Source organism: Pelomonas caseinilytica (genome assembly GCF_021353235.1).
GTDB lineage: Bacteria > Pseudomonadota > Gammaproteobacteria > Burkholderiales > Burkholderiaceae_C > Pelomonas > Pelomonas caseinilytica.
Genome location: NZ_JAJTWT010000002.1, coordinates 466,300 through 491,648 on the forward strand (window position 1 = coordinate 466,300; position 25,349 = coordinate 491,648).

At 69.0% G+C, this 25,349-nt stretch carries 28 protein-coding genes and 1 tRNA gene; 8 read left to right on the forward strand and 21 right to left on the reverse strand.

Annotated elements, in window-relative coordinates; translation table 11 throughout:
- Nucleotides 1–35: 35 nt before the first annotated feature.
- Entirely contained in the window at nucleotides 36–710 is a 675-nt protein-coding gene (locus tag LXT12_RS05890) for an RlmE family RNA methyltransferase (RefSeq protein WP_233390386.1), read from the reverse strand.
- Between the two features lie 20 nt (nucleotides 711–730).
- On the opposite strand from LXT12_RS05890, the gene LXT12_RS05895 reads away from it, so the two are divergent.
- Nucleotides 731–1,207, forward strand: a complete 477-nt coding sequence (locus tag LXT12_RS05895; RefSeq protein ID WP_233390388.1) for a YhbY family RNA-binding protein — start codon at nucleotides 731–733, stop codon at nucleotides 1,205–1,207.
- On the opposite strand, the gene LXT12_RS05900 is transcribed toward LXT12_RS05895, so the two are convergent.
- The 6 genes from LXT12_RS05900 to LXT12_RS05925 form a co-directional block, all read right to left on the reverse strand.
- Nucleotides 1,185–1,628, reverse strand: coding sequence for a DUF4149 domain-containing protein (locus tag LXT12_RS05900; protein ID WP_233390390.1), 444 nt, complete (start codon nucleotides 1,626–1,628; stop codon nucleotides 1,185–1,187). The two genes, LXT12_RS05895 and LXT12_RS05900, sit on opposite strands and share 23 nt — an antisense overlap.
- Nucleotides 1,628–2,104 carry a transcription elongation factor GreA gene (gene greA / locus LXT12_RS05905; protein WP_233390392.1) on the reverse strand — a complete coding sequence of 159 codons (477 nt, stop codon included), beginning with the start codon at nucleotides 2,102–2,104 and terminating at the stop codon, nucleotides 1,628–1,630. The genes LXT12_RS05900 and greA overlap by 1 nt, the downstream gene beginning before the upstream one ends.
- Before the next feature lie 80 nt (nucleotides 2,105–2,184).
- Nucleotides 2,185–5,460 carry a carbamoyl-phosphate synthase large subunit gene (gene carB, locus LXT12_RS05910; RefSeq protein ID WP_233390393.1) on the reverse strand — a complete coding sequence of 1,092 codons (3,276 nt, stop codon included), beginning with the start codon at nucleotides 5,458–5,460 and terminating at the stop codon, nucleotides 2,185–2,187.
- A 15-nt stretch (nucleotides 5,461–5,475) separates the two neighbouring features.
- On the reverse strand, nucleotides 5,476–6,114 hold the full coding sequence (gene leuE / locus LXT12_RS05915; RefSeq protein WP_233390395.1) for a leucine efflux protein LeuE: 639 nt from the start codon (nucleotides 6,112–6,114) through the stop codon (nucleotides 5,476–5,478).
- A gap of 11 nt (nucleotides 6,115–6,125) precedes the next feature.
- Nucleotides 6,126–7,286, reverse strand: a complete 1,161-nt coding sequence (gene carA, locus LXT12_RS05920) for a glutamine-hydrolyzing carbamoyl-phosphate synthase small subunit (RefSeq protein WP_233390397.1) — start codon at nucleotides 7,284–7,286, stop codon at nucleotides 6,126–6,128.
- 165 nt (nucleotides 7,287–7,451) lie between these two features.
- Nucleotides 7,452–7,853 (reverse strand): GlcG/HbpS family heme-binding protein, encoded by a 402-nt coding sequence (locus tag LXT12_RS05925; RefSeq protein WP_233390811.1) that lies wholly within the window; start codon nucleotides 7,851–7,853, stop codon nucleotides 7,452–7,454.
- Nucleotides 7,854–7,948: 95 nt separating this feature from the next.
- On the opposite strand from LXT12_RS05925, the gene LXT12_RS05930 reads away from it, so the two are divergent.
- Complete coding sequence (locus LXT12_RS05930) at nucleotides 7,949–8,641, forward strand: Bax inhibitor-1/YccA family protein (protein WP_233390399.1); 693 nt, start codon at nucleotides 7,949–7,951, stop codon at nucleotides 8,639–8,641.
- Nucleotides 8,642–8,731: 90 nt separating this feature from the next.
- Here LXT12_RS05930 and LXT12_RS05935 read toward each other — a convergent pair whose 3' ends face one another.
- From LXT12_RS05935 to surE, 6 genes are all read right to left on the reverse strand, one after another.
- Nucleotides 8,732–10,249, reverse strand: coding sequence for a glycoside hydrolase family 5 protein (locus LXT12_RS05935; protein ID WP_233390401.1), 1,518 nt, complete (start codon nucleotides 10,247–10,249; stop codon nucleotides 8,732–8,734).
- A 209-nt stretch (nucleotides 10,250–10,458) separates the two neighbouring features.
- Nucleotides 10,459–11,823, reverse strand: coding sequence for a 23S rRNA (uracil(1939)-C(5))-methyltransferase RlmD (gene rlmD / locus LXT12_RS05940; RefSeq protein ID WP_233390403.1), 1,365 nt, complete (start codon nucleotides 11,821–11,823; stop codon nucleotides 10,459–10,461).
- Between the two features lie 24 nt (nucleotides 11,824–11,847).
- Nucleotides 11,848–12,795, reverse strand: a complete 948-nt coding sequence (rpoS, locus tag LXT12_RS05945) for an RNA polymerase sigma factor RpoS (RefSeq protein ID WP_419964762.1) — start codon at nucleotides 12,793–12,795, stop codon at nucleotides 11,848–11,850.
- Nucleotides 12,796–12,893: 98 nt separating this feature from the next.
- Entirely contained in the window at nucleotides 12,894–13,781 is an 888-nt protein-coding gene (locus tag LXT12_RS05950) for a peptidoglycan DD-metalloendopeptidase family protein (RefSeq protein WP_233390407.1), read from the reverse strand.
- A gap of 63 nt (nucleotides 13,782–13,844) precedes the next feature.
- Nucleotides 13,845–14,648, reverse strand: a complete 804-nt coding sequence (locus LXT12_RS05955; protein ID WP_233390409.1) for a protein-L-isoaspartate(D-aspartate) O-methyltransferase — start codon at nucleotides 14,646–14,648, stop codon at nucleotides 13,845–13,847.
- Nucleotides 14,649–15,392 (reverse strand): 5'/3'-nucleotidase SurE, encoded by a 744-nt coding sequence (gene surE / locus LXT12_RS05960; RefSeq protein WP_233390411.1) that lies wholly within the window; start codon nucleotides 15,390–15,392, stop codon nucleotides 14,649–14,651.
- Between the two features lie 93 nt (nucleotides 15,393–15,485).
- Here surE and LXT12_RS05965 point away from each other — a divergent pair, with 93 nt between their 5' ends.
- Both LXT12_RS05965 and LXT12_RS05970 read left to right on the forward strand, forming a co-directional pair.
- Complete coding sequence (locus LXT12_RS05965) at nucleotides 15,486–16,463, forward strand: NADPH:quinone oxidoreductase family protein (protein WP_233390812.1); 978 nt, start codon at nucleotides 15,486–15,488, stop codon at nucleotides 16,461–16,463.
- A gap of 101 nt (nucleotides 16,464–16,564) precedes the next feature.
- Nucleotides 16,565–17,305 carry a LuxR C-terminal-related transcriptional regulator gene (locus LXT12_RS05970; RefSeq protein ID WP_233390413.1) on the forward strand — a complete coding sequence of 247 codons (741 nt, stop codon included), beginning with the start codon at nucleotides 16,565–16,567 and terminating at the stop codon, nucleotides 17,303–17,305.
- On the opposite strand, the gene LXT12_RS05975 is transcribed toward LXT12_RS05970, so the two are convergent.
- On the reverse strand, nucleotides 17,285–17,986 hold the full coding sequence (locus tag LXT12_RS05975) for a glutamine amidotransferase (RefSeq protein ID WP_233390415.1): 702 nt from the start codon (nucleotides 17,984–17,986) through the stop codon (nucleotides 17,285–17,287). The genes LXT12_RS05970 and LXT12_RS05975 overlap by 21 nt on opposite strands.
- 31 nt (nucleotides 17,987–18,017) lie before the next feature.
- Nucleotides 18,018–18,566: a carboxymuconolactone decarboxylase family protein gene (locus LXT12_RS05980; protein ID WP_233390417.1), complete on the reverse strand. Its 549-nt coding sequence runs from the start codon at nucleotides 18,564–18,566 to the stop codon at nucleotides 18,018–18,020.
- 98 nt (nucleotides 18,567–18,664) lie between these two features.
- Between LXT12_RS05980 and LXT12_RS05985 the strand changes: the two genes are divergently transcribed.
- On the forward strand, nucleotides 18,665–19,519 hold the full coding sequence (locus tag LXT12_RS05985) for an AraC family transcriptional regulator (RefSeq protein ID WP_233390419.1): 855 nt from the start codon (nucleotides 18,665–18,667) through the stop codon (nucleotides 19,517–19,519).
- Nucleotides 19,520–19,566: 47 nt separating this feature from the next.
- Here the strand turns inward: LXT12_RS05985 and LXT12_RS05990 are convergent.
- From LXT12_RS05990 to LXT12_RS06005, 4 genes are all read right to left on the reverse strand, one after another.
- Nucleotides 19,567–19,657 (reverse strand) — tRNA-Ser (locus tag LXT12_RS05990).
- A 57-nt stretch (nucleotides 19,658–19,714) separates the two neighbouring features.
- On the reverse strand, nucleotides 19,715–21,010 hold the full coding sequence (gene serS, locus LXT12_RS05995) for a serine--tRNA ligase (protein ID WP_233390421.1): 1,296 nt from the start codon (nucleotides 21,008–21,010) through the stop codon (nucleotides 19,715–19,717).
- 73 nt (nucleotides 21,011–21,083) lie between these two features.
- Entirely contained in the window at nucleotides 21,084–22,061 is a 978-nt protein-coding gene (gene ispH, locus LXT12_RS06000; RefSeq protein WP_233390423.1) for a 4-hydroxy-3-methylbut-2-enyl diphosphate reductase, read from the reverse strand.
- Nucleotides 22,061–22,504 (reverse strand): FKBP-type peptidyl-prolyl cis-trans isomerase, encoded by a 444-nt coding sequence (locus LXT12_RS06005; RefSeq protein WP_233390425.1) that lies wholly within the window; start codon nucleotides 22,502–22,504, stop codon nucleotides 22,061–22,063. The genes ispH and LXT12_RS06005 overlap by 1 nt, the downstream gene beginning before the upstream one ends.
- Before the next feature lie 43 nt (nucleotides 22,505–22,547).
- Between LXT12_RS06005 and radC the strand changes: the two genes are divergently transcribed.
- The 3 genes from radC (at nucleotide 22,548) to LXT12_RS06020 (ending at nucleotide 24,659) form a co-directional block, all read left to right on the forward strand.
- Nucleotides 22,548–23,222, forward strand: a complete 675-nt coding sequence (gene radC / locus LXT12_RS06010) for a RadC family protein (RefSeq protein WP_233390427.1) — start codon at nucleotides 22,548–22,550, stop codon at nucleotides 23,220–23,222.
- Nucleotides 23,219–23,863, forward strand: a complete 645-nt coding sequence (locus tag LXT12_RS06015) for a Smr/MutS family protein (protein ID WP_233390429.1) — start codon at nucleotides 23,219–23,221, stop codon at nucleotides 23,861–23,863. Before radC ends, LXT12_RS06015 begins: the two co-directional genes overlap by 4 nt.
- Nucleotides 23,864–24,020: 157 nt before the next feature.
- On the forward strand, nucleotides 24,021–24,659 hold the full coding sequence (locus LXT12_RS06020; protein WP_233390431.1) for a hypothetical protein: 639 nt from the start codon (nucleotides 24,021–24,023) through the stop codon (nucleotides 24,657–24,659).
- 1 nt (nucleotide 24,660) lies between these two features.
- Here LXT12_RS06020 and LXT12_RS06025 read toward each other — a convergent pair whose 3' ends face one another.
- Both LXT12_RS06025 and LXT12_RS06030 read right to left on the reverse strand, forming a co-directional pair.
- Nucleotides 24,661–24,891 carry a response regulator gene (locus tag LXT12_RS06025; protein ID WP_255763510.1) on the reverse strand — a complete coding sequence of 77 codons (231 nt, stop codon included), beginning with the start codon at nucleotides 24,889–24,891 and terminating at the stop codon, nucleotides 24,661–24,663.
- Between the two features lie 21 nt (nucleotides 24,892–24,912).
- On the reverse strand, nucleotides 24,913–25,290 hold the full coding sequence (locus LXT12_RS06030) for a response regulator (protein ID WP_233390436.1): 378 nt from the start codon (nucleotides 25,288–25,290) through the stop codon (nucleotides 24,913–24,915).
- Between the last annotated feature and the right edge of the window lie 59 nt (nucleotides 25,291–25,349).

The following is a 25,349-nucleotide window of genomic DNA, read 5'->3' on the forward strand; positions in this document are numbered from 1 at the left end:
TGATTTTAGGTGAGGCAAGGGGGCTACCCCTGTAATCAGCGGTTTTTCAACCCCAGGCCCACCAGAAATGTCTCGGAAGAGCGATCCCGCGAGGCCTTGGGCTTGAGGGCCTTGACCGTGCGGAAGTTCGCCTTGAAGAGGTCCACCAGCTGGCTGTAGCCGCTGCCGTGGAAGACTTTTGCCACCAGCGCACCGTCGGGTTTGAGGTGGCGGCCGGCGAAGTCCACGGCCAGTTCGACCAGGCCGGAGATGCGTGCCGCGTCGGTGGAGGCGATGCCCGACAGGTTGGGCGCCATGTCCGACACGACCACGTCCACCGGCCGGCCGGCCAGGGCCTGCTCCAGTTGGGCGAGAACGGCCTCCTCCTGGAAATCGCCCTGGATGAACTGCACGCCTTCGATGGGCTCGAAGTCCAGCAGGTCCAGCGCGATGATGGTGCCGTTGAGCTGACCCACCGCCGCCCCGCCCTGCCCCGCCTCCTTGGGGGCGAACCGGCGCCGCAGGTACTGGCTCCAGGCGCCGGGAGAGGCGCCGAGGTCCACGACGACCTGGCCGGGCTTGATCAGGCGCAGTTCCTCGTCGATCTCTTTCAATTTGTAAGCGGCACGGGCCCGGTAGCCCTCCTTCTGGGCCTGCCTCACGTACGGGTCGTTGACGTGGTCGTTCAACCACGCCTTGTTGACCTTCTTGCTCTTTGTCTGCGTTTTCATACCCACCGGATAATACGGAGATGCCTCAAATCAATCTGCCCCCCGCCCAGCGCAAGGAAAAGCGCGCCGATGCCCATCATCTAGACCCGGTCGTGATGATTGGCGGCGAGGGCCTGACCCCTGCCGTCGTCAAGGAGACGGATGCCGCTCTCAACGCCCATGGCCTCATCAAGGTCCGGGTCTTCAGCGACGACCGCGATGGCCGTGAAGCCATGCTGGCCCAGCTCTGCGACGAGCTGAACGCCGCGCCCATCCAGCACATCGGCAAGCTGCTGGTGCTGTGGCGCCCCATCCCCGAGAAGGCCCGCTCCGAGCGCGAAGGCGCGATGCCCGGCCCCCGCGTCGTGAAGATCGTCAAGTTCTCCAAGAGCGGCAATGCCCGGCCGACCGTTGCCAAGGTCAAGGTCATGGGCAACGAGCGCGTGACCCAAGGCGGCGAGATCAAGCGCGCCAAGAAGCGCAAGCCGACCAGCGTCAAGAAGTCCGTCGCAGACTGATCCAGGCCAGCGCCAGCACGGCCAGGCCCTTCACGCCGAAGAAGGCCAGCGACACGCCGTGCAGGGCCGCGAAGGACGCGACGCCGGTGCCGGCCCTAGCGCTCGCCATCAGCGGCTGCAGGCCGTAGTAGCCCGCGATGGTGCAGAACAGCGCCACCACCGGCAGCAGCAGCCGCATCGAGAACTGCCGGCTCGGCCCGCCCGCTTCGACGGTGTCCCGGGCGATGCGGCGCTCGATCATCATCAGCACCAGGCCCACGGCCAGGCTGACCTGCGCTTCGATGGCGAACACGCGCGCCACGAAGGCGCCTGCCTGCGCCCGCTCCAGCACGGCGAAAGCGCTCGGCGTCGCCACGAAGGCGATGCACAGCAAAAAGCCGCCCCAGAGGGCGGCCAGCAGGGCTTGCACCCGGGCGAACATCACTCGTAGCGGACGTTGATGATTTCGTAGCGGCGGATACCGCCGGGCGCCTGCACTTCAGCCGTGTCGCCGGCTTCCTTGCCGATCAGGGCGCGGGCGATGGGCGAGCTGATGGAGATGCGGCCGAGCTTGATGTCGGCCTCGTCGTCGCCGGTGATCTGGTAGGTGACGGCCTTGCCGCTGTCCTCGTCCTCCAGGTCGACCGTGGCGCCGAAGACCACGCGGCCGCCGGCATCCAGGGCCGCCGGGTCGATGATCTGCGCCGCCGCGAGCTTGCCTTCGATCTCGAGGATGCGGCCTTCGATGAAGCCCTGCTTGTCCTTGGCGGCGTCGTACTCGGCGTTTTCGCTCAGGTCACCCTGGGCCCGCGCCTCGGCGATCGCCTGGACGACGGCATGACGCTCGACGGTCTTGAGGCGGTGCAGCTCGGCCTTGAGCGCCTCGGCGCCACGCTTGGTCAGGGGAATGGTCGTCATGTCAAAACTCGATGGCAAAAAGAGTTCCGCCGCTGCGGCCCCGTTTCAGGGCTGCTGCGGCGGAATCGTTGGGCTGTAGTTTAAGCCAGCTCGGCGTGCAGCTCTTGCAGGGATTGCACGAGCAGGCCGTCGCGGTGCTTCATGCCCTCGACCGCCGCCTCGCAGCCGGCCATCGTGGTGTAGTAGGTCACGCGGTTGGCCAGGGCCGCCTGGCGAATGTAGCGGCTGTCGGCAATCGCCGTGCGCGTCTCGTCCACCGTCGTGAAGACGAGCTGGATGTCGCCGCCCTTCAAGGCGTCGACGATGTGCGGCCGGCCGTCCTTGATCTTGTTGATCTGCTTGACCGGCACGCCGGCCTCGGCGATGGCCGCCGCCGTGCCGCGCGTCGCCACCACGCCGAACCCGAGGGCATGGAGCTCCTTGGCCACCTCCACGGCGCGGACCTTGTCGCTGTTCTTCACCGTGATCAGCACGTTGCCCTCGCGGGGCAGGCGGGAGCCGGCACCGATCTGGCTCTTCAGCATGGCCTCGCCGAAGGTGCGGGCCGAGCCCATGACTTCGCCGGTGGAGCGCATCTCGGGGCTGAGAATGGGGTCCACGCCGGGGAACTTGTTGAACGGGAAGACCGCTTCCTTGACGCTGAAGTAAGGCGGCACGACCTCGGCCGGCACGCGGCCCTTGCGGTCGCGCTGGTCGGCGAGCTTCTGCCCGGCCATGCAGCGAGCGGCGATCTTGGCGAGCTGCTGGCCCGTCGCCTTGGAGACGTAGGGCACCGTGCGCGAGGCGCGCGGGTTCACTTCCAGCACGTAGATCGTGCAGTGTTCCAGGCCCCGGGCGACGTCGCCCTGGATGGCGAACTGCACGTTCATCAGGCCCACCACCTTGAGCGCGCGGGCCATCGCGGCCGTCTGGCGGCGCAGTTCGTCCTGCACGTCCGCGGCCAGCGTGTAGGGCGGCAGCGAACAGGCCGAGTCGCCGGAGTGGATGCCCGCAGCCTCGATGTGCTCCATGATGCCGCCGATCATCACGTCGGTGCCGTCGGAGATGCAGTCGACGTCGACCTCGACGGCGTCCTGCAGGAAGTGGTCGAGCAGCACAGGCGACTTCTCGCTGACGCGCACGGCTTCGCGCATGTAGCGCTCCAGGTCCTTGTCACCGTGCACGATCTCCATCGCGCGGCCGCCCAGCACGTAGCTCGGGCGCACCACCAGCGGGTAGCCGATCTCGTTGGCCAGTTGCACGGCCTGCTCCTCGGTGCGCGCGGTGCGGTTGGGCGGCTGCTTCAGGCCCAGCTCGTGCAGCAGTTTCTGGAAGCGCTCGCGGTCCTCGGCGATGTCGATGCTGTCGGGCGTCGTGCCGATGATGGGCACGCCGGCGCGCTCCAGGTCGAGCGCGAGCTTGAGCGGCGTCTGGCCGCCGTACTGCACGATGACGCCGGCCGGCTTTTCCTTGTCGACGATCTCCAGCACGTCTTCCAGCGTGACGGGCTCAAAGTAGAGGCGGTCGCTGGTGTCGTAGTCGGTCGAGACGGTCTCGGGGTTGCAGTTGACCATCAGCGTCTCGTAGCCGTCCTCGCGCATGGCGAGCGCGGCGTGCACGCAGCAGTAGTCGAACTCGATGCCCTGGCCGATGCGGTTCGGGCCACCGCCCAACACCATGATCTTCTTCTTGTCGGTGGGCTGGGCCTCGCACTCGGCGTCCTCGCCCTCGTAGGTCGAGTAGAGGTAGGCCGTCTGGGTGGCGAACTCGGCCGCGCAGGTGTCCACGCGCTTGTAGACCGGCCGCACGTTCAACGCATGGCGCCGTGCGCGCACGGCGTGCTGGTGGGTGCCCAGCAGCTGGGCCAGGCGCTTGTCCGAGAAGCCCTTGGTCTTGAGCAGGCGCAGCTCAGCTGCACTCAGGGAGTCCACCGAGCGGCCCTTGAGATCAGCCTCGATGCACACGAGTTGCTCGATCTGGGCCAGGAACCACGGGTCGATGGCGGTCTCGTCGTGGATCTCATCCAGCGTCATGCCGATGCGGAAGGCGTCGGCGACGAAAAGGATGCGCTCGGGGCCGGCTTCGCCGATTTCCTGGACGATCTCCTCGCGGTCCGTGGACCGTTCCGTCAGGCCGTCGATGCCGGTCTCCAGGCCGCGCAGGGCCTTCTGGAAGGACTCCTGGAAGGTCCGGCCCATGGCCATCACCTCGCCCACGGACTTCATCTGCGTCGTCAGGCGCGAATCGGCCATCGGGAACTTCTCGAAGGCGAAGCGCGGGATCTTGGTGACGACGTAGTCGATGCTCGGCTCGAAGCTCGCCGGCGTGGCGCCGCCGGTGATGTCGTTCTTCAGCTCGTCCAGCGTGTAGCCCACGGCCAGCTTGGCGGCGACCTTGGCGATGGGGAAGCCCGTGGCCTTGGACGCCAGCGCCGACGAACGCGACACGCGCGGGTTCATCTCGATGACGATCATGCGGCCGTTCTTCGGGTTGATCGAGAACTGCACGTTGGAGCCGCCGGTGTCCACGCCGATCTCGCGCAGCACGGCGAGGGACGCATTGCGCAGCAGCTGATATTCCTTGTCGGACAGCGTCTGGCTGGGCGCCACGGTGATGGAGTCGCCGGTGTGGATGCCCATGGGGTCGAGGTTCTCGATGGAGCAGACGATGATGCAGTTGTCCGCCTTGTCGCGGACGACCTCCATCTCGTACTCCTTCCAGCCGATCAGGCTCTCTTCGATGAGCAGCTCGTTGGTGGGCGAGAGGTCGAGGCCACGCTTGCAGATGGTCTCGAACTCTTCCGGGTTGTAGGCGATGCCGCCGCCCGTGCCGCCGAGGGTGAAGCTCGGGCGGATGACCATGGGGAAGCCGCTGCCGCCGATCTCGGCCTGGATGCGCTTCTGCACGGCCCAGGCCTCCTCCAGCGTGTGGGCGATGCCGGACTTGGCCGAGTCCAGGCCGATCTTGGTCATCGCGTCCTTGAACTTGAGACGGTCCTCGGCCTTCTCGATGGCGGTCTCGTTGGCGCCGATCATCTCGACGCCATATTTGGCCAGCACGCCGTGCTTGTGCAGGTCCAGGGCGCAGTTCAGCGCCGTCTGGCCGCCCATGGTAGGCAGCACGGCGTCGGGCCGCTCCTTGGCGATGATCTTCTCGACGACCTGCCAGGTGATGGGTTCGATGTAGGTGACGTCCGCGGTGTCCGGGTCCGTCATGATGGTCGCCGGATTGCTGTTGACCAGGATGACCTTGTAGCCCTCCTCGCGCAGCGCCTTGCAGGCCTGGGCACCGGAATAGTCGAACTCGCAGGCCTGGCCGATGATGATCGGGCCGGCGCCGATGATGAGGATGCTCTTGAGGTCTGTACGTTTTGGCATGGCTTGCGAGTGGGCTTAGAGCGTGGCCGTGGCCAGCTTGGCCCCGAACCCAACGAAAAGTGCACCGACGCCGGCATTGGCGGCGCCAGAGAGTCGACGGCGGGCACGGAAGGCCGCGGCAAGGCGGGCGCCGGCGAAGATCAGTGTCGAGAGGTAGAGAAAGCTCAGTACCTGGATGATGGTGCCGAGGATCAGGAAGGTCAGCGCGTGATGCGGGTAGGCCGGATCGACGAACTGGATGAAGAAGGACAGCAGGAAGGCGATGGCCTTGGGGTTGAGCAGGCTGACGACCAAGGCCTTGCGGAAAGGCTGGCGAGCGTCGACGACGCGCGGCGCTTCGGACTGCGCCTCACCGCGCCAGCTCTTCAGGCCGCCACGCAGCAGCTGCAGGCCCAGCCATCCCAGGTAGACCGCGCCGGCCATCTTCACGACGAAGAAGACCTGCGGGCTGGCCATCAGCAGCGAGGCGCCGCCGGCCGCGGCCGCCGTCATCAGCACCGTGTCGCCGACGAACACGCCGCAGGCCGCCGTGTAGCCCGCGCGCACGCCACGCTGGGCCGCCACGGACAGCACGTAGAGCGAGTTGGGCCCGGGCAGCAGGATGATGAAGATCGCCGCTGCCAGGTAGGTGCCGAGGTCGGTGATGCCGAACATGCGCAGCCTCCTCAGGCCTTGCTCATCAAGGCCACGAAACGGTCGAACAGATAGGCGATGTCGTGCGGACCGGGGCTGGCTTCGGGGTGCCCCTGGAAGCTGAAGGCCGGCTTGTCGGTGCGGGCAATGCCCTGCAGCGTGCCGTCGAACAGGCTGATGTGGGTGGCACGCAGGTTCGCCGGCAGGGTGTCGGGGTCGACCGCGAAGCCGTGGTTCTGGCTGGTGATGCCCACGCGTCCGGTGTCCAGGTCTTTCACCGGGTGGTTAGCGCCGTGGTGGCCGAACTTCATCTTGAACGTCCTGGCGCCGCTGGCCAGGGCCAGGATCTGGTGTCCCAGGCAGATGCCGAAGACGGGCAGGCCCGAGTCGATCAGCTGCCGCGTCGCCTCGATGGCGTAGTCGCAGGGCTCCGGGTCGCCGGGGCCGTTGGACAGGAAGACGCCGTCGGGCTTGAGGGCCAGCGCCTCGCTGGCCGGCGTCTGGGCCGGCACCACGGTGACCTTGCAGCCCCGCTCGGCCAGCATGCGCAGGATGTTGTGCTTGATGCCGAAGTCGTAGGCCACGACGTGGAACCTCGGCGCGGTCTGCGTGCCGTAGCCGCTGCCCAGCTTCCATTCCGTCTGCGTCCAGACCTCGCGACCGGTCCGGCTCACGACCTTGGCAAGGTCCAGGCCCGCCATCGAGGGCGCGGCCTTGGCGGCGCTGACGGCCTGGTCGATGTGCGCCTGGGTCAGCGCCTCGCCGGCCGCCAGGGCCAGGATGCAGCCGTTCTGGGCGCCGCGGGTGCGCAGCACGCGGGTCAGGCGGCGGGTGTCGAGGCCGGCGATGGCCACGGTTCCCTGTTCGCGCAGATAGGCATCCAGGGTGCGGCCGGAACGGAAGTTGGACGCGCGCAGCGGCAGGTCCTTGATCACGAGGCCGGCGGCGAAGACCTTGGCGGACTCGACGTCCTCCTCGCTCACGCCGTAGCTGCCGACGTGCGGGTAGGTCAGCGTGACGATCTGCCTGCAGTAGCTCGGATCGGTCAGGATTTCCTGGTAGCCGGTCAGGGCGGTGTTGAAGACCACCTCGCCGACCGTCTGGCCCGTCGCGCCGATGGATTGGCCTCGGAACACCGTCCCATCCGCCAATGCCAAGATCGCCTGAGGGGGGTGGAGGAGGTCAGCCAGCACAAAGGTCTCCGCAAGTGGGGCGTGCCCAGCGTCAACCCGTCCGAGGATGGATCAGCTTGAAGAAACCGAGTGGGTTTGCGCGGGCAGCGAGTGGGGTTCAGATAAACCCATCGAGTATAGCCGACTGGGGTTAGTACGGAGGCTTCGTGACCCACTCGTGACGCCTCAAAGTGCCGCGATGCCGGCGCGGGCGATCTCCACGTCCTCGGACGACTTCACGCCGCTGACACCGACCGCGCCCAGGCACTGGCCATCCACCAGGACGGGCACACCGCCCTCGAGCAGGCCTTGCAGGCCGGGTGCGCTCAGGAAGGAGACGCGGCCCTGGTTGATCATGTCCTCGTAGGTCTTGCTTTCGCGCCGACCGAGGGCGGCGGTATGGGCTTTCGCCGGAGCGATCTGGGCGGAGATGGGCGCCGCACCGTCCAGGCGCTGCAGCCACAACAGATGGCCGCCGGCGTCGACGATGGCGATGGACACGGCCCAGCCCTTGCTCACGGCATGGGCTTCGGCGGCGGCGGCAATGCGCTTGACGTCTTCGAGTTCAAGTTGGATCTGCGGCTTCATGGTCTTGATTTGCATGCGGAAGGCCCCAATGTAGCCGTCCGGCCCGGACCTAGAATCCGTGCTGTTTCCTGTCGATCCCTCGGAGATTCGCGACCATGAACGAAAGCCTGCAAACCCAATACGCCTACGGCGGCGCGGGCCTAGCCGCCGACCGCCAGCGCGTGCTGCGCAACACCTACTGGCTGCTGGCCCTGTCCCTCGTCCCCACGGTGCTGGGCGCCTGGGTGGGCGTCGCCACCGGGCTGTTCCGGCTGATGAGCCCCGGCGTGAGCATGCTGGTGTTCTTCGTCGGCGCCTTCGGCCTGATGTTCGTCATCGAGCGCACCAAGGAGTCGGCCGCGGGCGTCGGCGCCCTGCTCGCCTTCACCTTCTTCATGGGGCTGATGCTGTCCCGGCTCATCGGCTACGTGCTCGGCTTCAAGAACGGCACCTCGCTGGTCATGACGGCCTTCGGCGGTACGGCGGCGGTGTTCTTCGCCATGGCCAGCCTGGCCACCGTCATCAAGCGTGACCTCTCCGCCCTGGGCAAGTTCCTGACGGTGGGCGCGGTGGTGCTGATGGTGGCGGGCATCGCCACGGTCTTCCTGCAGTCGTCGGCCCTGCTGCTGACGGTGCTGGTGCTGTCGCTGGGCGTGTTCTCCGCCTTCATGCTCTACGACGTGAAGCGCGTCATCGACGGCGGCGAGACCAACTACATCAGCGCGACGCTGAACATCTACCTGGACCTCTACAACGTGTTCCAGAGCCTGCTTTCCCTGCTCGGCATCTTCGGCGGCGACCGCGACTGAACGGGCGCATCGCCCGAAGTGACAAGGCGGCCCGCGGGCCGCCTTTTTCGTGGCCGGCTCGCTGCCGGCACAGCCCCCCCAGCGGCAGCCTTATTTGGCCGGCGTGTAGTTGCGCAGCACGAAGGGCGCGCTCAGCCACACGGGCTGGCCGACCTGGCCGAGTTGCATCGACAGGTTGACGGTGCCCGCGGCCTGGTCCGCCTGGGCCGTGCCGCTCAGCACGACGGGTTCGAGCTTGCCGGTCAGCACGGCCGAGCCGGAGAGGAGAGCCGTGTAGGGCGGAGCGCCGAGCTGAAGGGACACCGGCGCGGTCGCCTGGGCCTTGGTGTCGTCGGTATCCAGGCGCGCCCACAGCAGCACCTGCAGCTTGTCGCCCTTGCGGATGTCGCCGGTGACGGGCGCGATGGCCCCGATGTCCCAGGGGTTGGGGCGCCGGCCCTGCAGCGCCACGCGCAGGCAGGCTTTGCCGGTGGCCTCGCAGGCCACCTGCTGGGTGGACTGGCCATCGCCGTAGACCGACCAGGCACTCACCTTGGCCGAGTTGATGAGATGGTCCAGCGCCGGGTCGCTGCTGCGCGCCGCCGCGCCGGTGGCCACGGGTGCGCCGGGCGAGGGAATGAGGGCATTCAGGATGGGCTTGACCCAGCCATCGGCCTTCATGTCCCACACGATGAAGTCGGAATCGAACTGCCAGTAGCTCCAGCCAAAGCCGCGCGCCTCGGCGGCCCGTGCGACGGCGGACGTCCAGGCCACGCGCTGGGCCAGCGGGCCGGTCTCGAGGGCGCCGAATTCACCCAGCAGGATGGGCCGGCCGGTCTTCTGCGCCCAGGCCTTGACCTTGTCGAAGTCCTTCTTGATCTGCTCCTGCTCGGCCGCCGCGCCCCAGGTGACGCCGGAAGTGTTCTTCAAGTCCGCCACCCAGTGCGCCCCCTGGTGGGTGAAAGGGAATGGCGAGTAGTAGTGGAAGGTCACCACGAGGTTGCGGTCGGCCTCGGGCAGCCTGAGGCTGTCGAGGTGATCCATCGAGTTCCAGAACTTGGGGCCGACGACGACGCGGCGCTTCGGGTTCGTCTCGCGGATGATCTGCAGGTTCTCGGCGAGGATGTCGTTCCACAGCGCATCGGCCTCGCCGTTGGGCTCGTTCAGGATCTCGAAGAGCACCGCATCGGGGGCATCGCGGTAGCGCGGCGCCACCTGGCGCCAGAAGGCCTTGAGCTTGGCCCGGCAGCTGTCCAGCGCCTTGGCGCAGTCCGTGAAGTTGTGTTCGTCCACGATGACCTGCAGGCCGGCAGTGAGCGCCGAGGCAAGCACCTCGTCCAGCGTCTTGAACCAGGCCGGCGCCAGCCTGCCCTGGGCATCCATGTGCTCGAAGGCCTGCAGGTTGAGCCGCACGTGGTCGAAACCGCCCTCGCGGATGGCTTGCAGATGCCGCATCTGGAAGCGGGCCTTGGCCGGGTCGGTCCAGAGCGGGTCGTAGCCCAGGATGTTGACGCCGCGCTTGAGCGCCTGCGCCGGCAGGTCGACGCCCTGGGCGGACGCGGACGAGATCAGCCCGAGCGCCAGACAGGCGGCGCCCAGCATGCGGGGGAGTTTCGATCGGAGGAACATGGCCGGCCTCTTGGTCTCCTGAGGGTTCACGGCACCGGGCCGAGTGAATCCCGGCTCCGGCGGAAGAGCTAAACAAACTTTCTTTGTTTATCTATTCTTCCGCAGATTCCTGCAGAACAAAGCTCGGGTTGACCCGATGCCCATCGAGGCAATGAGCCTCCAATGCCGCCAAAGACGAAGGGAGTGTTTACTAAAAAGGCGAAAACGCCTCAGGCCATCGCATCTCGGTCGAAGACAGCCACGCTCTCCACGTGGGCCGTGTGCGGGAACATGTTCACGGCGCTGGCCGCCGTGCAGCGGTAGCCCGCCAGGTTCACGAGCAGACCGGCATCGCGCGCCAGGGTCGCCGGATTGCAGCTCACGTAGACGATGCGCCTGGGTGGCGCCCAGCCCGGGGCCAGGGAGGGGTCCTGCACGATGTCGGCCACGGCCTTGGCCAGCGCGAATGCGCCTTCACGCGGCGGGTCGACGAGCCAGCGGTCGGCGATGCCGTCGGCCGCCAGCAGCGAAGGCGTCATCTCGAAGAGGTTGCGGGCGACGAAGTTCGTCTTGTGCGCCAGGCCGTTGGCCGCCGCGTTCTCGCGCGAGCGCTCCACCAGGGCCTCGCTGCCTTCGATGCCCAGCACCTCGCGCGCCTGCGTGGCCAGCGGCAGCGTGAAGTTGCCGAGGCCGCAGAACCAGTCGATCACCCGCTCCCCAGGCCGCACGGCCAGCAGGCGCAGCGCCCGGCCGACCAGGGCCGCATTGATGTGCGGATTGACCTGGGTGAAGTCGGTCGGCTTGAAGGGCATGCGGATGCCGAATTCCGGCAGCGCGTAGGCGAGTTGCGGGCCGCCCTCGTCCAGCAGCCGCACGCTGTCCGGCCCCTTGGGCTGCAGCCACCACTGCACGCCGTGCTCGGCGGCGAACTGGCGCAGCAGGGCCAGGTCGCCGGGCGGCAGCGGGTTGAGGTGGCGCAGCACCAGGGCGATGACCTCGTCGCCCATCGCCAGCTCGATCTGCGGCAGGCGGTCGCGCTCGGCCATGGCCATGATCAGCCCGCGCAGCGGCAGCAGCAGGTCGCTGACCCGGCGCGGCACCACCTTGCAGACCTGCATGTCGGCCACGTAGCGGCTCTTGCGCTCGTGGAAGCCGATCAGCACCGCACCCTTCTTGGCCACGTAGCGCACCGAGAAGCGCGCGCGGTAGCGATAGCCCCAGGTCGGCCCTTCGATGGGCCGCAGCAGCGTCTCGGCCTTCACCTTGCCCAGGTGCCAAAGGTTGTCCTCCACCACCCGCTGCTTCACCGCCACCTGCGCGGCCGGGTGCAGGTGCTGCATCTTGCAGCCGCCGCAGGCGCCCGCATGCAGGCCGAAATGCGGGCAGCCCGGCGTCACGCGCTGGGCGCTCTCTTTCTTGATCGCCGACAGCGTGCCCTGCTCCCAGTTGTTCTTGCGCCGGGCGATCTGCGCCTGCACGACCTCGCCTGGCAGTGCGCCGTCGATGAAGACCACCTTGCCCTCGGCGTTGTGCGCGACGCCCTGCGCCTCGAGGTCGAGCGAATCGACCTTGAGCCATTCCGTTGTCTGATTCATAGGGCCGGGATTATCCCGGCGGACCTAGAAGATGCTGTCCCGGTCCACGCCGTGGCGCATCATGTTGCGCTTGAGCTTGGCCAGCGCCTCGATCTGGATCTGGCGGATGCGCTCGCGCGTGAGCTTGAGGCGGATCGCCAGCACATCCAGCGTCTCCGGCTCCCGGTCGGACAGGCCGTAACGGCCCGCCAGTACCTCGCGCTCGCGGTCGTTCAGGCTGGCCAGGCCATGCCGCAGCAGCTCCTCGACCTCGTGCGACAGGCGCAGGCCCATCGGGTCGATGGCCTGCTCGTCGGCGACGAGGTCCAGCATCGATTCACCGCCCTCGCCGTTGCGGTCCACCGGCGAGTCCAGCGAACTCGGCAACTCCGCGTAGGCCAGCAGTTCAGCCACCTCCTCCACCGGGCGCCCCAGCGCCTGGGCGACGTCCTCGGCGCGCACGCGGCCTTCGGCGCCCTGGGCGCTCTGCAGGGCCTCCAGGGCCCGCCGGGCCTTGAGCACCTGATTCAACTCGCGGACGATGTGAACCGGCAGTCGCACGAGGCGGGCCTGGTGCATCAGCGCCCGCTCGATGCTCTGGCGGATCCACCAGCTCGAATAGGTCGAGAAGCGGAAGCCCCGCTCCGGCTCGAACTTGCTGATCGCATGCATCAGCCCGAGGTTGCCCTCCTCGATGAGGTCGCTCATCGGCAGGCCGCGGCCGAGGTAGTTCTTGGCGATGCTGACCACGAGCCTCAGGTTGTGCTCGATCATCGCCTGGCGGGCATCGAAGTCGCCCGCGCGTGCGGCCTGGGCGGTGTCGAACTCCTGCTGCGGCGTCAGCAGCGGCGTGCGCCGGATGTCGCGCAGATAGGCCTGCAGGGCGTTGCCGACCTCGACCTCGTCGCTGCCGCCGCGCAGCACCTGTACGTCCTCGTCGGGCGCGGGCGCTGCGGCGGCATCAGGCTCGGCGCCACCCAGTGCGGACAACATCACGCCGGGCGCGCCGCTGTCATGGTGACCGTTGAGTTTGGGCACAGCGCGTTTCATGGCGTGTTCGCTGGCCCGGTGCAAGGGTACTGGCCGCTCGCTCAGCGCGGAGGGAGCAGCTTGGCCGGATCGACGGGCTTGCCGAGCTTGCGCACTTCGAAGTGCAGCTTGACGGTGTCGCTCTCGGTGGAACCCATCTCGGCAATCCTCTGGCCCTTGCGTACGACTTGATCCTGCTCGACCAGCATCGCCCGGTTGTGGGCATACGCCGTCAGGTAGGTGTTGTTGTGCTTGATGATGACCAAGTTGCCGTAGCCGCGCAACCCCGAACCGGCGTAAACAACGCGACCATCGGCGACAGCCAGCACCGGGTCGCCGGGCTTGCCGGCGAAGTCCAGGCCTTTGTTGCGCTGCTCGTCGAAACCGGCCGTCACGGGCTGGGCCACGGGCCAGCCCCAGTTGAGGTTGTCGTCGTCCGAAGCCGGCGCCTCGCGGCTCGGCGCCGGTGCGGCGGGGGTGGCCGGCGCCGATGCCGCGCTGGCCGAAGACGCCGGCGGCTTGGCATCCAACGGCCGGGCCTCGACCTTGCCCGCGCTGGCAATCGGCTTGGCCGTGACAGCCGAGGCATCGACGCCCGGCGGCACCACGCGAAGCACCTGGCCCACCTCGATGCGGTTGGGATTGTCGAGGCTGTTCCACTTCGCCAGGTCGCGCCAGCTCTGGCCGTTGTCCAGGGCGATGCGGGCCAGAGCGTCGCCCGGCTTGACGGTGTAGTAGCCCGGCTTGCCGGCGTTCTCGGCGCCGGGCGGCAACTTGACTTCGGGCGCCGACGCGGCCGACGCCGCGGAGGCCGGCGCGGCGGGAGCACTGGCCTTGGGCTGCTGCGGGTTGCGGTCCTCGACCGGCGCGCGGTGCAGCGAGGTGCCGCAGGCAGTCAGCAGCAGTGAGGAGGTGAGGACGAGAAAGGTGTAGCGCAGGCTTGAGGGCATCGTGTGGCTAACGCACGTTTGAAGGCCGCCCGGATTGTGTGGCGCGGTGCGCCAGCGGCCCCGTCAGACAACGCCAGATTTTAGGGGGACGAACAGAACTGCCTCGTGCTCGCTCCGAACCCAGCGGCTGATGCCCGCCTCCACGACGTGATCGAGCACCACCAGCACCTGCCCCCGGCCGCCCGCGGCGGTGGGCGCGACGAGGCGCCCACCCGGTGCGAGCTGCTCCATCCACGCGGAGGGAATGTCCTCGCCGCCGGCCGCCGCGATGATGCTGTCGAAGGGGCCGCTGGCCGCATGGCCGACGCGCCCATCGCCCCAGATGAGGCGCGGCGAACGCGACAGGGCCACCCGCTGGAGGTTGAGCTTGGCCTTGTCGTGCAGGCCCTGCAGGCGCTCGATGGACGTGAGCTGGCGCGCCAGCAGCGAGATGACGGCGGCCTGGTAGCCGCAGCCCGTGCCGATCTCCAGCACCCGCCCGAGGGAGCCGCGCTGGCGCGCCGCCGGGCCGGCGAAGAGCAGGCCCAGCATGTGGGCGACGACCGAGGGCTTGGAGATGGTCTGGCCATGGCCGATGGGCAGGGCCGTGTCTTCGTAGGCCTGGGCGGCGAGGGCGCTGTCGACGAACTCGTGGCGCGGCACGGCCGCCATGGCGGCGAGCACGCGCTCGTCGAACTTGCCCTCGGCGCGCAGCCGGTCGACCATGCGCTGGCGGACCGCCCCGCTATCCAGCCCCGTGCCGCTGGGCCGGGCCAGGCGCGCGGCGTCGGCGGTGGCCTGGCGCAGGTGGCGCTGGGGCATCAGCAGCTCGCGCTGCGGCGCGGCGGCCGGCTTGAGGGAGGCCGGGAAGCGCTTGGGTGCGCTCATTCAGGCCCCCAGGCGCTGGGCCCAGGAAGCAAGGGAGGCGTGCTCGGTCAGGTCCACCTGCAAGGGCGTGATCGACACCTGGCCGTTGGCGGTGGCATGGAAGTCCGTGCCCTCGCCCGCGTCGCGCGCGTCGCCCGCGGGCCCGATCCAGTAGATGGTCTCGCCGCGCGGGTTGATCTGCTCGATGATGCCCTCGCTGGCGTGGCGCCGGCCCAGCCGCGTGATGCGGCGCGGCAGCTTGTCGGCATCCGCCACGTTGGGGATGTTGACGTTGAGCAGGAAGCCCCGCTCCAGGCCGCCTTCGAGCACCTTCTCGATGACGCTCCGCGCCGTGCGGGCGGCGGCATCGAGCTCGCCCCAGCCCTTCTCGACCTGCGAGAAGGCGATGGACGGGATGCCGAAGAGATAGCCCTCGGTCGCCGCGGCGACGGTGCCGGAGTAGAGGGTGTCGTCACCCATGTTGGCGCCGTTGTTGATGCCGGAGACGACGAGGTCGGGCCGGTAGCCCAGCAGGCCGGTCAGGGCCAGATGGACGCCGTCCGACGGCGTGCCGTTCACGTAGCGGAAGCCGTTGGCCGCACGGTAGACGTTCAGCGGGCGGCCGAGGGTGAGCGAGTTGGACGTGCCGCTGGCGTTCTGCTCGGGGGCGATGACGTCGATCTCGCCCAGGCCCTCGCAGGCCTTCACCAGGGCCGCGAGGCCCGGCGCGAGATAGCCGTCGTCGTTGGAGATGAGGATGCGCATGGTGGGCCAATTGTAGGGAGGGCGTCACCTCCGAGACCGGGTGTAACCCTCCGGATTCCTATCATGGGTGGTTCAGCCAATGAGGAGACGATGATGAAGGCATGGGTCTGTGACAACCCGGTAGGCGTCGAGGCGCTGCAATGGCGCGAACTGCCCGCCCCGGCCCTGGCGGCCGGGCAGATCCGCGTGCAGATCAAGGCCGCGAGCCTGAACTTCCCGGACCTGCTCATCGTCCAGAACAAGTACCAGATGAAGCCGCCCCTGCCCTTCGTGCCCGGCACGGAGTTCTCGGGCGTCGTCACCGAGGTCGGCGAAGGCGTCAAGGGCTTCGCCATCGGCCAGCGCATCGCCGCCTTCGGCGGCCTGGGCGGCTTCGCCACCGAGGTGTGCATACCGGCCCAGCTCGCCATGCCCCTGCCCGAGGGCTTCGGTTTCGAAGACGCCGCCGCCTTCATCTGCACCTATGCCACCAGCCACCACGCCCTGATGGACCGCGGCGCCCTGCAGCCGGGCGAGACCGTCCTCATCCTCGGCGCAGCCGGCGGCGTGGGCACTGCGGCGCTGCAGATCGCCAAGGCGGCCGGCGCCCGCGTCATCGCCGCGGCGGGCAGCGATGCCAAGTGTGAAGCCTGCAAAGCCCTCGGCGCCGACGCCACCATCAACTACGCCAGCGGCAACCTGCGCGACGAGCTGAAGGCCCTTACGCAGGGCAAAGGGCCGGACGTCATTTATGACCCCGTCGGCGGCGATCTGGCCGAGCCGGCCTTCCGCTCCATCGCCTGGCGTGGTCGCTACCTCGTCATCGGCTTCGCCCAGGGTGCCATCCCCGCCCTGCCGCTGAACCTGGCCCTGCTCAAGGGCGCGTCGCTCGTCGGCGTGTTCTGGGGTGAATTCGCCAAACGGGAGCCAGCGCGCAATGCGCGCATGCTGGCCGAACTGGCCGCCTGGTATGCCGCGGGCAAGATCAAGCCGGTGCTGGACCGCGTCCTGCCCATGGAGCAACTGCCCGTCGCCTTCGCGCGCATGGCGGCTCGCGAGGTCGTCGGCAAGGTGGTTCTTACCGTCGCTTGAAGCCTGAAACGGGGGCGTCGCCCCCGCGTTCTCGCTGCGTGTTTCGAGGGCGATGGGCTACATTCGGCGATCGAGTCGTCCCCCCGCCGCCTTGCATCGCCATGACCGTCAAAGTCCTGATCATCGAAGACAACCCCGTCGCCCGCAGCTTCCTGTGCCGCGTGGTACGAGAGAGCTTCAGCGATGCCCTGGAGATCACCGAGGTCGGCGACCTCGAGAACGCACGCCGCCAAGTTGCGAAGTTCGCGAACGCGCCCGACGCAGGCTTCAAGCTCATCCTCGTCGACCTGGAGCTGCCTGACGGCAATGGCATGGAGTTCCTCACCGAACTCACCGGCTCCACGGCCATCAAGATCGTCACGACCCTCTACTCCGACGACGACCACCTCTTCCCCGCCCTGCAATGCGGCGCCGACGGCTACCTGCTGAAGGAGGACCGCTTCGAGGTCCTGGTGGAAGAGCTGCAACGCATCGTGCGCGGCCAGCCTCCGCTGTCGCCCGCCATCGCGCGCCGCCTGTTGACCCATTTCCGGCCCGCCTCCAGCGACAGCGGCACCATGCCGCTGAACTCCGGCTTCGGTTCGTTGTCCTCCTCGCACGCGCCCTTCAGCAACAGCCGCAGCGTCGCGCTGGACCCGCCGCCCGAATGGGAGCGCCTGACGCCCCGCGAAAGCGAAGTCCTGACCTACCTCAGCAAGGGCTTCACGATCAAGGAGATCGCGAACCTGATGGGCATCAAGTGGTTCACCGTCAACGACCACATCAAGAGCATCTACAAGAAGCTCAACGTGTCCAGCCGCGCCGAGGCGGCCGTGCTGGCGTCAAAGCAGGGCCTGGTCTAACCATCGGTCCATGAGCCGCCCGAGGGCGGCACGCAAGCCATCGGACTCGCGCGCCATCGCCGCGCGCAGGTCAACCGGCGAGAGGCCGGCCTGCTCCAATTCGCCCGCATGGCCCACCAGCCACTGCTCGAAACGCGAGGGGTCGACCTCGGGATGGAATTGCAGGCCGAGCGCCCTGGCGTGCGGCGCAAAGGCCTGGTGGTCGCAGGTGGGCGTCCAGGCGAGCGAGGCCAGCCCGGCCGGCAGCTCGAACCGGTCGCCATGCCAGTGCAGCACCGCCTGGTCACCGAGTTCGGCCAGCACGCACGCCCTGCCCGCCTCTGTCAGCCTGACCGGCGACAAGCCGATCTCCTTGACTCCCATGGGTTTCACTCGCGCGCCCAGCGCCCGGGCCATGAGCTGCGCGCCCAGGCACAGGCCCAGCAAGGGCCGCCCGCTGTCGAGCCGGCGGCGGATGAGCGCCAGTTCGTCGGCGAGCCAGGGGAAGCGCGCCTCGTCCTCCGCGCCGATCGGCCCGCCGAGCACGATGAGCAGGTCCACTCCGTCAAGGTCGACGGCACGGAAGTCGTCGACGCCGGCGTCGTGATAGCGCACCTCCAGGCCCCGCGCCGACAGCCGCGGCGCGATGAGCCCGAGGTCTTCGAAGGCGAGGTGGCGCAACGCCAGGGCGGTCTTGGTCATGGTCGCCATCATCGCTGCACCACCCCGGGCTTCAAGCTGCCGAGCGCAGCTTCACGCCGGGGAAATCGACCGGCACGGCGAACGCCACGTTCACGTAGTTGGTGAACAGGTTCAGCGCCACGTGCGCCAGGATCTCGACGACCTGGCCGTCGCTGAAGCCCGCGGCACGCAGCGCCGCCACGTCGGAGTCCGCCACCTGGCCGCGCTGCTCGACCAGCTTCAGCGCGAAGCGCAGCGCCGCTGCAGTCGCGGGGTCGGCCGACTCGCCGCCCTGCGCCGCACTCATCTCGGCCGGCGTCGCGCCGGCCTTGCGGCCCAGCGCGGTGTGGGCGGCCAGGCAGTACTCGCAGGCGTTGCGGTCCGCCACGGCCACGGCGATCTGCTCGCCCAGCTTGGGCGGGATGGTGCCGCCGCCCAACGCGCCGAAGAAGCCCCACATCGCCTGCAACGCGGCCGGCGAATTGGCCACGGCACGGAACATGTTGGGCGTGGCGCCGAAGGCGCCGTTGACGGCGTCGAGCAAGGCGCGGCTGGCGGCGGGCGTGTCGTTGCCGGAAACGAGAGGGACTCGGGAGGTCATGGATCACCTTTCGGTTGCAGTGGATGAAGGCCTCCACTGTCGCCGCCGACGCGGGACGATAGGTACCATCCCGTCTCAGAAAAACATCCATTCGTCCCGTGCCTGCCGACATCCCTCTCGACCGACTCAGCCCGCTGTTCGAGCGCTTCCGCGTGCGGGCCAGCCTCTTCCACGCCGGGCCGCTGTGCGGCGTCACCCACTTCGACGCCCACCCCGGCCGCGGCTTCCTGCACGTCATGCGGCGCGGCGAGATGGAGATCCGCCACGAGGCGGACAGCGGCCTCGTGCAGCGGCTGTCGGTGACCGAGCCCAGCCTGGTCTTCTACCCGCGGCCCCTGGCCCACGACTTCCACAACGCGCCCGCCGAAGGCTCGGACTTCGTCTGCGCGACCCTGGACTTCGACGCCGGCGAGGCCCATCCCCTCGTGCTGGCCCTGCCCCCGCTGGTTGTGCTGCCGCTGGCCCGCGTCGACGGCATCGCGGCGACGCTGCAGTTGCTGTTCGCAGAAGCGGAGCGGGTGCGCTGCGGTCAGCGTCTGCTCGCAGATCGTCTCTTCGAGGTGCTGCTGCTGCAACTGCTGCGATGGATGCTCGACCAGCGCGACGCGGCACTGCCCCTCGGGCTGCTGCGTGGCCTGGCCGACCCGCGGCTCGCCCGCTCGCTCACCGCCATGCACTCGCTTCCGGGCGCCCCCTGGAGCCTGGCGCAGATGGCGGCGGAGGCCGGCATGTCCCGCAGCCGCTTCGCCCTCGCCTTCAAGGAGGCGGTCGGCCAGACGCCGGCCGACTACCTCTCGCAATGGCGGCTGGCCATCGCACGGGGCGAGCTTCGCGCGGGCAAGCCGCTCAAGGTCCTGGCCGCCGAGCTCGGCTATGCCAACCCGTCGGCCCTGAGCCGGCGCTTCACGCAGCAGACGGGCCAGTCCCCGCGGGCGTGGCTGCAACGAGGTTGACGGCGCATCAAAGAAAAAGCCCGCCGGGGTAACCGGCGGGCTTGTCTTGGCGGAGAGGGAGGGATTCGAACCCTCGGTACGGGGATACCGTACGCCTGATTTCGAGTCAGGTACATTCGACCACTCTGCCACCTCTCCTGATTCGGTGCGAGCGAAGCCCGGCATTGTAGCCGGAAATTCTGGCCCGCCAACCGGTCAGGCGCGCAGCACCTCCACGCCGCCCATGTAGGGCCGCAGTGCCTCGGGCACGGTGATGCTGCCGTCGGCGTTCTGGTAGTTCTCGAGCACCGCCACCAGCGTGCGGCCGACCGCCAGGCCGGAGCCGTTGAGGGTGTGTACCAGCTCGTTCTTGCCCTGGGCGTTCTTGAAGCGCGCCTGCATGCGGCGGGCCTGGAAGGCGCCCATGTTCGAGCAGGAGCTGATCTCGCGGTAGGTGTCCTGCGCCGGCAGCCACACCTCCAGGTCGTAGGTCTTGGTGGCGCCGAAGCCCATGTCGCCCGTGCACAGCAGCATGGTGCGGTAAGGCAGGCCGAGCTTGCGCAGGATGGCCTCGGCGTGCAGCGTCATCTCCTCGAGCGCGGCCATGCTGTGCTCGGGCTGCTCGATGCGCACCATCTCGACCTTGTCGAACTGGTGCTGGCGGATCATGCCGCGCGTGTCGCGGCCCGCCGAGCCGGCTTCGGAGCGGAAGCAGGGGCTGTGGGCCGTGAGCTTGACGGGCAGGTCCTCCGCCTTGAGCACGCTGTCGCGCACGGTGTTGGTCAGCGAGATCTCCGAGGTCGAGATCAGGTACTGCTCGGGATGCTCGGCATCACCGCCGCGCAACACCCAGAACATGTCCTCCTTGAACTTGGGCAGCTGGCCCGTGCCTTCGAGGATCTCGCGGTTGACGATGTAGGGCGTGTAGCACTCGGTGTAGCCGTGCTCGGTCGTCTGCACGTCGAGCATGAACTGCGCGAGGGCGCGATGCAGGCGGGCGACCGGCCCCTTGAGGAAGCTGAAGCGCGAGCCCGAGAGCCGCGCGCCGGTCTCGAAATCCAGGCCCAGCGGAGCGCCGAGGTCGACGTGGTCCCTGACCTCGAAATCGAACTGACGCGGCTGGCCCCAGCGGCGCACCTCGACGTTGCCATGTTCGTCGGCGCCCGCGGGCACGCTGGCGTCGGGCAGGTTGGGCACGCCCATCAGCATCTCGTTGAGATCGGCCTGGATGGCATCCAGCCGCTCGGCACCGGCCTTGAGTTCGTCGGCGATGCCGCCGACCTCGGCCATCAGCGCGGAGGCGTCCTCGCCTTTGCCCTTGGCCATGCCGATCTGCTTGGACAGGCTGTTGCGGCGCGCCTGCAGTTCCTCGGTGCGGGTCTGGACGGCCTTGCGTTCGGCCTCGAGCGCCTTGAAGCGGTCGACGTCGAGGAAGGGTTGCGGGTTCTTGCGTGCGTTCAGGCGCTCGATGACGGCGTCGAGGTCCTTGCGCAGCTGGGTGATGTCGAGCATGGATGTCCTTCGGAATTCGACAGACGAAAGCGGCGCCGATGTCAGGCGCCGCCGCAGGCTGGGTGCGCCGGCTTCAAGATCGGGAGGCGCTCACCTCGGCCATGGACTTGTCGCCCAGGCCCAGGGGCAGAGGGAAGCGCACATGCTCCTCCACGCCCGGCAGGCTGCGCACGGTGGTCGCGCCGAGGGCACGCAGGCGGTCGATGACGGCCTGCACCAGCACGTCCGGGGCCGAGGCCCCGGCAGTGAGGCCGACCCGCGAGCGGTTCTGCAGCCATTCGGCGCGCAGGTCTTCCGCGGCATCGACCATGTAGCCCGGCGTGCCGAGCCGCTCCGCGAGCTCGCGCAGGCGGTTGCTGTTGGAGCTGGTGGGGCTGCCGACGACGATGACGATGTCGACCTGGGGAGCGAGCAGCTTGACCGCGTCCTGGCGGTTCTGCGTGGCGTAGCAGATGTCCTGCTTCTTGGGCTCGCGCACCTGGGGGAACACGCGCTTGACCTCGGCGAGGATGTCGGCGGCGTCGTCCACGCTCAGCGTCGTTTGCGTGACGACGGCCAGCCGCGCCGGGTCGCGCACGCGGACCTTGGCGACGTCGGCCACGTCCTCGACGAGGTAGATGCCCTCGGTGAGCTGGCCCATCGTGCCCTCGACCTCGGGGTGGCCCTTGTGGCCGATCATGATGAACTCGTAGCCTTCGCGGTGCAGCTTGGCCACCTCGACGTGCACCTTGGTCACCAGCGGGCAGGTCGCGTCGAAGACGTTGAAGCCGCGGGCCGCCGCCTCGCGCCTGACCTCCTGGCTGACGCCATGGGCGCTGAAGACCAGCGTCGCACCGGCCGGCACCTCGGACAACTCCTCGATGAAGATGGCCCCGCGCGACTTGAGGTCGTTGACGACGTAGGTGTTGTGGACGATCTCGTGGCGCACGTAGATGGGCGCGCCGAACTTCACGAGCGCGCGCTCGACGATCTCGATGGCCCGGTCCACGCCGGCGCAGAAGCCGCGCGGCTCGGCCAGCAGCACTTCCTGGGGATGCACGATCTCGTTCATCACAGCACCCCGATGACCTGGACTTCGAAGCTCACCGGCTGGCCGGCCAGCGGGTGGTTGAAGTCGAACAGCAGCGACTCCTCGCCGAGCTCGCGCACCACGCCGGCATAGCCGCCCTGCCCGTCCGGGCCGGGGAACTGCACCACGTCGCCGACGTGGTAGACCTCGTCCGGGTCGCCGAGCTGGCGCAGCAGCGTGAGCTTCACGCGCTGCAGCAGCTCGGGATTGCGATCGCCGAAGGCCTCTCCGGGGGCCAGCTCGAAGCGCTCGTGAGCGCCTTCGGGCAGGCCGACGAGCCGCGCCTCGATGGCGGGCGACAGCTGGCCGGCGCCCAGGGACAGGGTGGCCGGCAAGGCGCCGAAGGTGTTGACGATGTCGGCACCGTCCGGGCCCGTGAGCCGGTAATGCAAGGTCAGGAAGGACCCGGCCTGGATGGGGTTCATGCGAGGGGACGACAAACGCTTGGCTAGACTGGGGGCGGATTTTATGTCGCTGACCCACCTGCCCCCGGACGCTCGCCCGCGCGAGAAGCTGCTTGCCCGCGGCCCGCAGGCGCTGGCCGACGCCGAACTGCTCGCCCTGCTGCTGCGCACCGGCATGCAGGGCCTGCCCGTCCTGCAGCTGGCGCAGAGCCTGCTCGACCGCTTCGGCGGCTGGGCCGGCCTGCTGGCGGCGGGCGTGCAGGACCTCGCCAAGATCAAGGGCCTGGGCCCGGCCAAGCGGGCCGAGATCGCGGCCGTGCTGGAGATCGCGCGCCGCTCGCTCGCCCAGCGCCTGGCCGAGAAGCCGGCCATGAACCACGTCGACACCGTCAAGGCCTATCTGCGCCTGCACCTGGGCAGCCTCGGCCAGGAGGTCTTCGCCGTGCTCTTCCTGGACTCGCAGTTGCGGCTGATCGCGATGGAGACGCTCTTCCACGGCTCGCTCACGCAGACGACCGTGCATCCGCGGGAGATCGTCAAGCGGGCCCTGGCCCTCGGTGCGGGCTCGGTCATCCTGGCGCACAACCATCCGAGCGGCCACGCCGAACCCTCGCGCGCCGACGAATCGCTGACCCGCCACCTCGGGCAGGCGCTGGCGCTGGTGGACGTGAAGGTCGTGGACCACTTCGTCGTCGGCGCCGGCGAGGTGGTCTCGTTCGCCGAGCGGGGACTGCTGTGACCAAGGTGGTGCGCAGCCTGTCCGACCTCAAGCCGCTGGCGCGCGAGCTGGCCTCGGCGCGCCTGGCCGCGGAGATCGAGCGCGAGCGCCTGGCCGCGGCCATGCGGCTGGCCGAGCAGGAGAGGCGGGTCTTCGAGCTGACGGTCGGCCCGGTGACGCCGCTGCGCCGCGTCGACCGCGTCATCCACGACCGCGAGCAACCCACGCCCGAGCCGCGCCAGCGCGAGGCCGACGAGCGCGCCGTGCTGTTGCAGGCCTTGTCCGACGAGATCGACATCGACAGCCTGCTCGACACCGACGAGACCCTCTCCTTCCGCCGCGAGGGCATCGGCCTGGAGGTCGTGCGCAAGCTGCGCCGCGGCCACTGGGCGCTGCAGGGCCAGCTCGACCTGCACGGCCTGCGGCGCGACGCCGCGCGCGAGGCCCTGGGCCAGTTCATCCACGACAGCGCCCGCCGCGGCCTGCGCTGCGTGCGCGTCGTGCATGGCAAGGGGCATGGCTCGCCGGGCCGCGAACCGGTCCTCAAGGGCCGCGTGAGGCGCTGGCTGGTGCAGAAGCACGAGGTGCTGGCCTTCGTACAGGCCCGGGCCAGCGAAGGCGGCGCCGGCGCCCTCATCGTGTTGCTCAACGGCACGGCCTGACACCGCCCTGACGGACCTAGCCTGGAGGGTCAGCCGTGGCGCCCGGCCGACGCGGACGGACCTCCATTGACCGGTGGCGTTAGGCCGCAGTAGCCTGGGCCAAAGCCGCCCACGGCGCGCGACGACGGTTTCCCCCAGCCCACCTCGAGGAGAGCCCATGGACCTGTCCCGCCCTTCCCCTGCGCCCACCCGCTACGCGGGCATCGGCCTGGTCGTCGCCCTGCATCTCGCGGGCATCTATGCGCTCAGCGCCGGCCTGATCAAGCCGCCGGGCAAGCCGCACGAGGCGACCATCCTGCTGCCGCCGATTCCCGAGGTGCCGAAGGAGCCGCCACGCCTGCCGGAACCGTTCAAGGCCGACAAACCCGTGCTGAACGTGCCCCAACCCATCCAGGTGCCGGTGCCGCCCATCCTCATCGAGCCGACGGCGGCCAACAGCGTCACCACCACGCCGCTGACCGCCGACACGCCGCCCCCGTCGACCGGGCCGACCCGCGCCGCCCAGGTGCAGCCCCAGGCCGCCGAAGGGCCGCGCATCGCCGCGCCGGGCGCCGTCTGCTCGGTGATGCCGCGGCCCGAGGTGCCTTCGGTCAACTGGAGCGGCGAGGCCGTGCTGCAGGTGCTGGCTACCGTGCGCGGCGGGCGCGTCGTGGCCAGCGAATTCCGCGTGGCCCAGGGCGCGCTTGACGCGAGGTCGCGACGCGCCCTGCAGCGCTCGGTGGAGTCGGCCCTGGCCGGCTACCAATGCCAGGGCGACGCCATGTTCCAGCAGGACTTCGCCTTCCGGCTGGAGTGAGTCAGGCGCCTGCGCGGCCCAGGTCGACGGGCATGCGCAGGGCACCGCGGGCGGCGTCGCCCAGCTCGCGGATGTCGATGGGCTTGGCGACGTAGCGCTGGAAGCCCGCGGCCAGGCCGGCCTGCCGGTCGGACAGCATGGCGAAGGCGGTCAGCGCCACCGCCGGTAGCTTGGCGTTGCGCGGCTGGCGGCGGAGGGTGCGAACCAGCGACAGGCCATCCATCTCCGGCAGGCCGACGTCCGACGTGCGACGCTAGCGCGCCCGGGTCAGCAGGGCCGTGAGCTGCTCGGGGTCGAGCGGCTTGAGCAGGAAGGCCGAGGCACCCAGCAGATGGGCCTGCTCCTTGAGCGCATCCTCCATCAGCCCGCTGAGCACGACGACTTCGATGCCCGCGCTCAGCTGGTCGGCCTTCAGTTCGGCCAGCAGCTCCATGCCGCTGCCGTCGGGCAGGTGAAGGTCCAGGAAGATCATGCGCGGTCGCTGCCGGGCGATCTGTTCGCGCGCCTGCGCCACGCCATGCGCCGTCGCGGTGCTGAAGCCCTCCGTGCCGATCAACAGGGCGAGCACCTCGGCGGCGTCGGGGTTGTCGTCGACGACCAGGACATCGGGCGGGTCGGCAGCAGGGCTCATCGACGCCATGCTACGTGAGCAGATTCCGCTCGCAAACGACGTTACATCTTGCCGCCACG

What these genes read in the sequence shown, in the direction of transcription:
- LXT12_RS05890 (WP_233390386.1), bottom strand. Translation starts at nt 710, where the DNA reads ATGAAAACGCAGACAAAGAGCAAGAAGGTCAACAAGGCGTGGTTGAAC.
- LXT12_RS05895 (WP_233390388.1), top strand. Translation starts at nt 731, where the DNA reads ATGCCTCAAATCAATCTGCCCCCCGCCCAGCGCAAGGAAAAGCGCGCC.
- LXT12_RS05900 (WP_233390390.1), bottom strand. Translation starts at nt 1,628, where the DNA reads ATGTTCGCCCGGGTGCAAGCCCTGCTGGCCGCCCTCTGGGGCGGCTTT.
- greA (WP_233390392.1), bottom strand. Translation starts at nt 2,104, where the DNA reads ATGACGACCATTCCCCTGACCAAGCGTGGCGCCGAGGCGCTCAAGGCC.
- carB (WP_233390393.1), bottom strand. Translation starts at nt 5,460, where the DNA reads ATGCCAAAACGTACAGACCTCAAGAGCATCCTCATCATCGGCGCCGGC.
- leuE (WP_233390395.1), bottom strand. Translation starts at nt 6,114, where the DNA reads ATGTTCGGCATCACCGACCTCGGCACCTACCTGGCAGCGGCGATCTTC.
- LXT12_RS05925 (WP_233390811.1), bottom strand. Translation starts at nt 7,853, where the DNA reads ATGAAGCCGCAGATCCAACTTGAACTCGAAGACGTCAAGCGCATTGCC.
- LXT12_RS05930 (WP_233390399.1), top strand. Translation starts at nt 7,949, where the DNA reads ATGAACGAAAGCCTGCAAACCCAATACGCCTACGGCGGCGCGGGCCTA.
- LXT12_RS05935 (WP_233390401.1), bottom strand. Translation starts at nt 10,249, where the DNA reads ATGTTCCTCCGATCGAAACTCCCCCGCATGCTGGGCGCCGCCTGTCTG.
- rlmD (WP_233390403.1), bottom strand. Translation starts at nt 11,823, where the DNA reads ATGAATCAGACAACGGAATGGCTCAAGGTCGATTCGCTCGACCTCGAG.
- rpoS (WP_419964762.1), bottom strand. Translation starts at nt 12,795, where the DNA reads ATGTTGTCCGCACTGGGTGGCGCCGAGCCTGATGCCGCCGCAGCGCCC.
- LXT12_RS05950 (WP_233390407.1), bottom strand. Translation starts at nt 13,781, where the DNA reads ATGCCCTCAAGCCTGCGCTACACCTTTCTCGTCCTCACCTCCTCACTG.
- LXT12_RS05955 (WP_233390409.1), bottom strand. Translation starts at nt 14,648, where the DNA reads ATGAGCGCACCCAAGCGCTTCCCGGCCTCCCTCAAGCCGGCCGCCGCG.
- surE (WP_233390411.1), bottom strand. Translation starts at nt 15,392, where the DNA reads ATGCGCATCCTCATCTCCAACGACGACGGCTATCTCGCGCCGGGCCTC.
- LXT12_RS05965 (WP_233390812.1), top strand. Translation starts at nt 15,486, where the DNA reads ATGAAGGCATGGGTCTGTGACAACCCGGTAGGCGTCGAGGCGCTGCAA.
- LXT12_RS05970 (WP_233390413.1), top strand. Translation starts at nt 16,565, where the DNA reads ATGACCGTCAAAGTCCTGATCATCGAAGACAACCCCGTCGCCCGCAGC.
- LXT12_RS05975 (WP_233390415.1), bottom strand. Translation starts at nt 17,986, where the DNA reads ATGACCAAGACCGCCCTGGCGTTGCGCCACCTCGCCTTCGAAGACCTC.
- LXT12_RS05980 (WP_233390417.1), bottom strand. Translation starts at nt 18,566, where the DNA reads ATGACCTCCCGAGTCCCTCTCGTTTCCGGCAACGACACGCCCGCCGCC.
- serS (WP_233390421.1), bottom strand. Translation starts at nt 21,010, where the DNA reads ATGCTCGACATCACCCAGCTGCGCAAGGACCTCGACGCCGTCATCGAG.
- ispH (WP_233390423.1), bottom strand. Translation starts at nt 22,061, where the DNA reads ATGAACGAGATCGTGCATCCCCAGGAAGTGCTGCTGGCCGAGCCGCGC.
- LXT12_RS06005 (WP_233390425.1), bottom strand. Translation starts at nt 22,504, where the DNA reads ATGAACCCCATCCAGGCCGGGTCCTTCCTGACCTTGCATTACCGGCTC.
- radC (WP_233390427.1), top strand. Translation starts at nt 22,548, where the DNA reads ATGTCGCTGACCCACCTGCCCCCGGACGCTCGCCCGCGCGAGAAGCTG.
- LXT12_RS06020 (WP_233390431.1), top strand. Translation starts at nt 24,021, where the DNA reads ATGGACCTGTCCCGCCCTTCCCCTGCGCCCACCCGCTACGCGGGCATC.
- LXT12_RS06030 (WP_233390436.1), bottom strand. Translation starts at nt 25,290, where the DNA reads ATGAGCCCTGCTGCCGACCCGCCCGATGTCCTGGTCGTCGACGACAAC.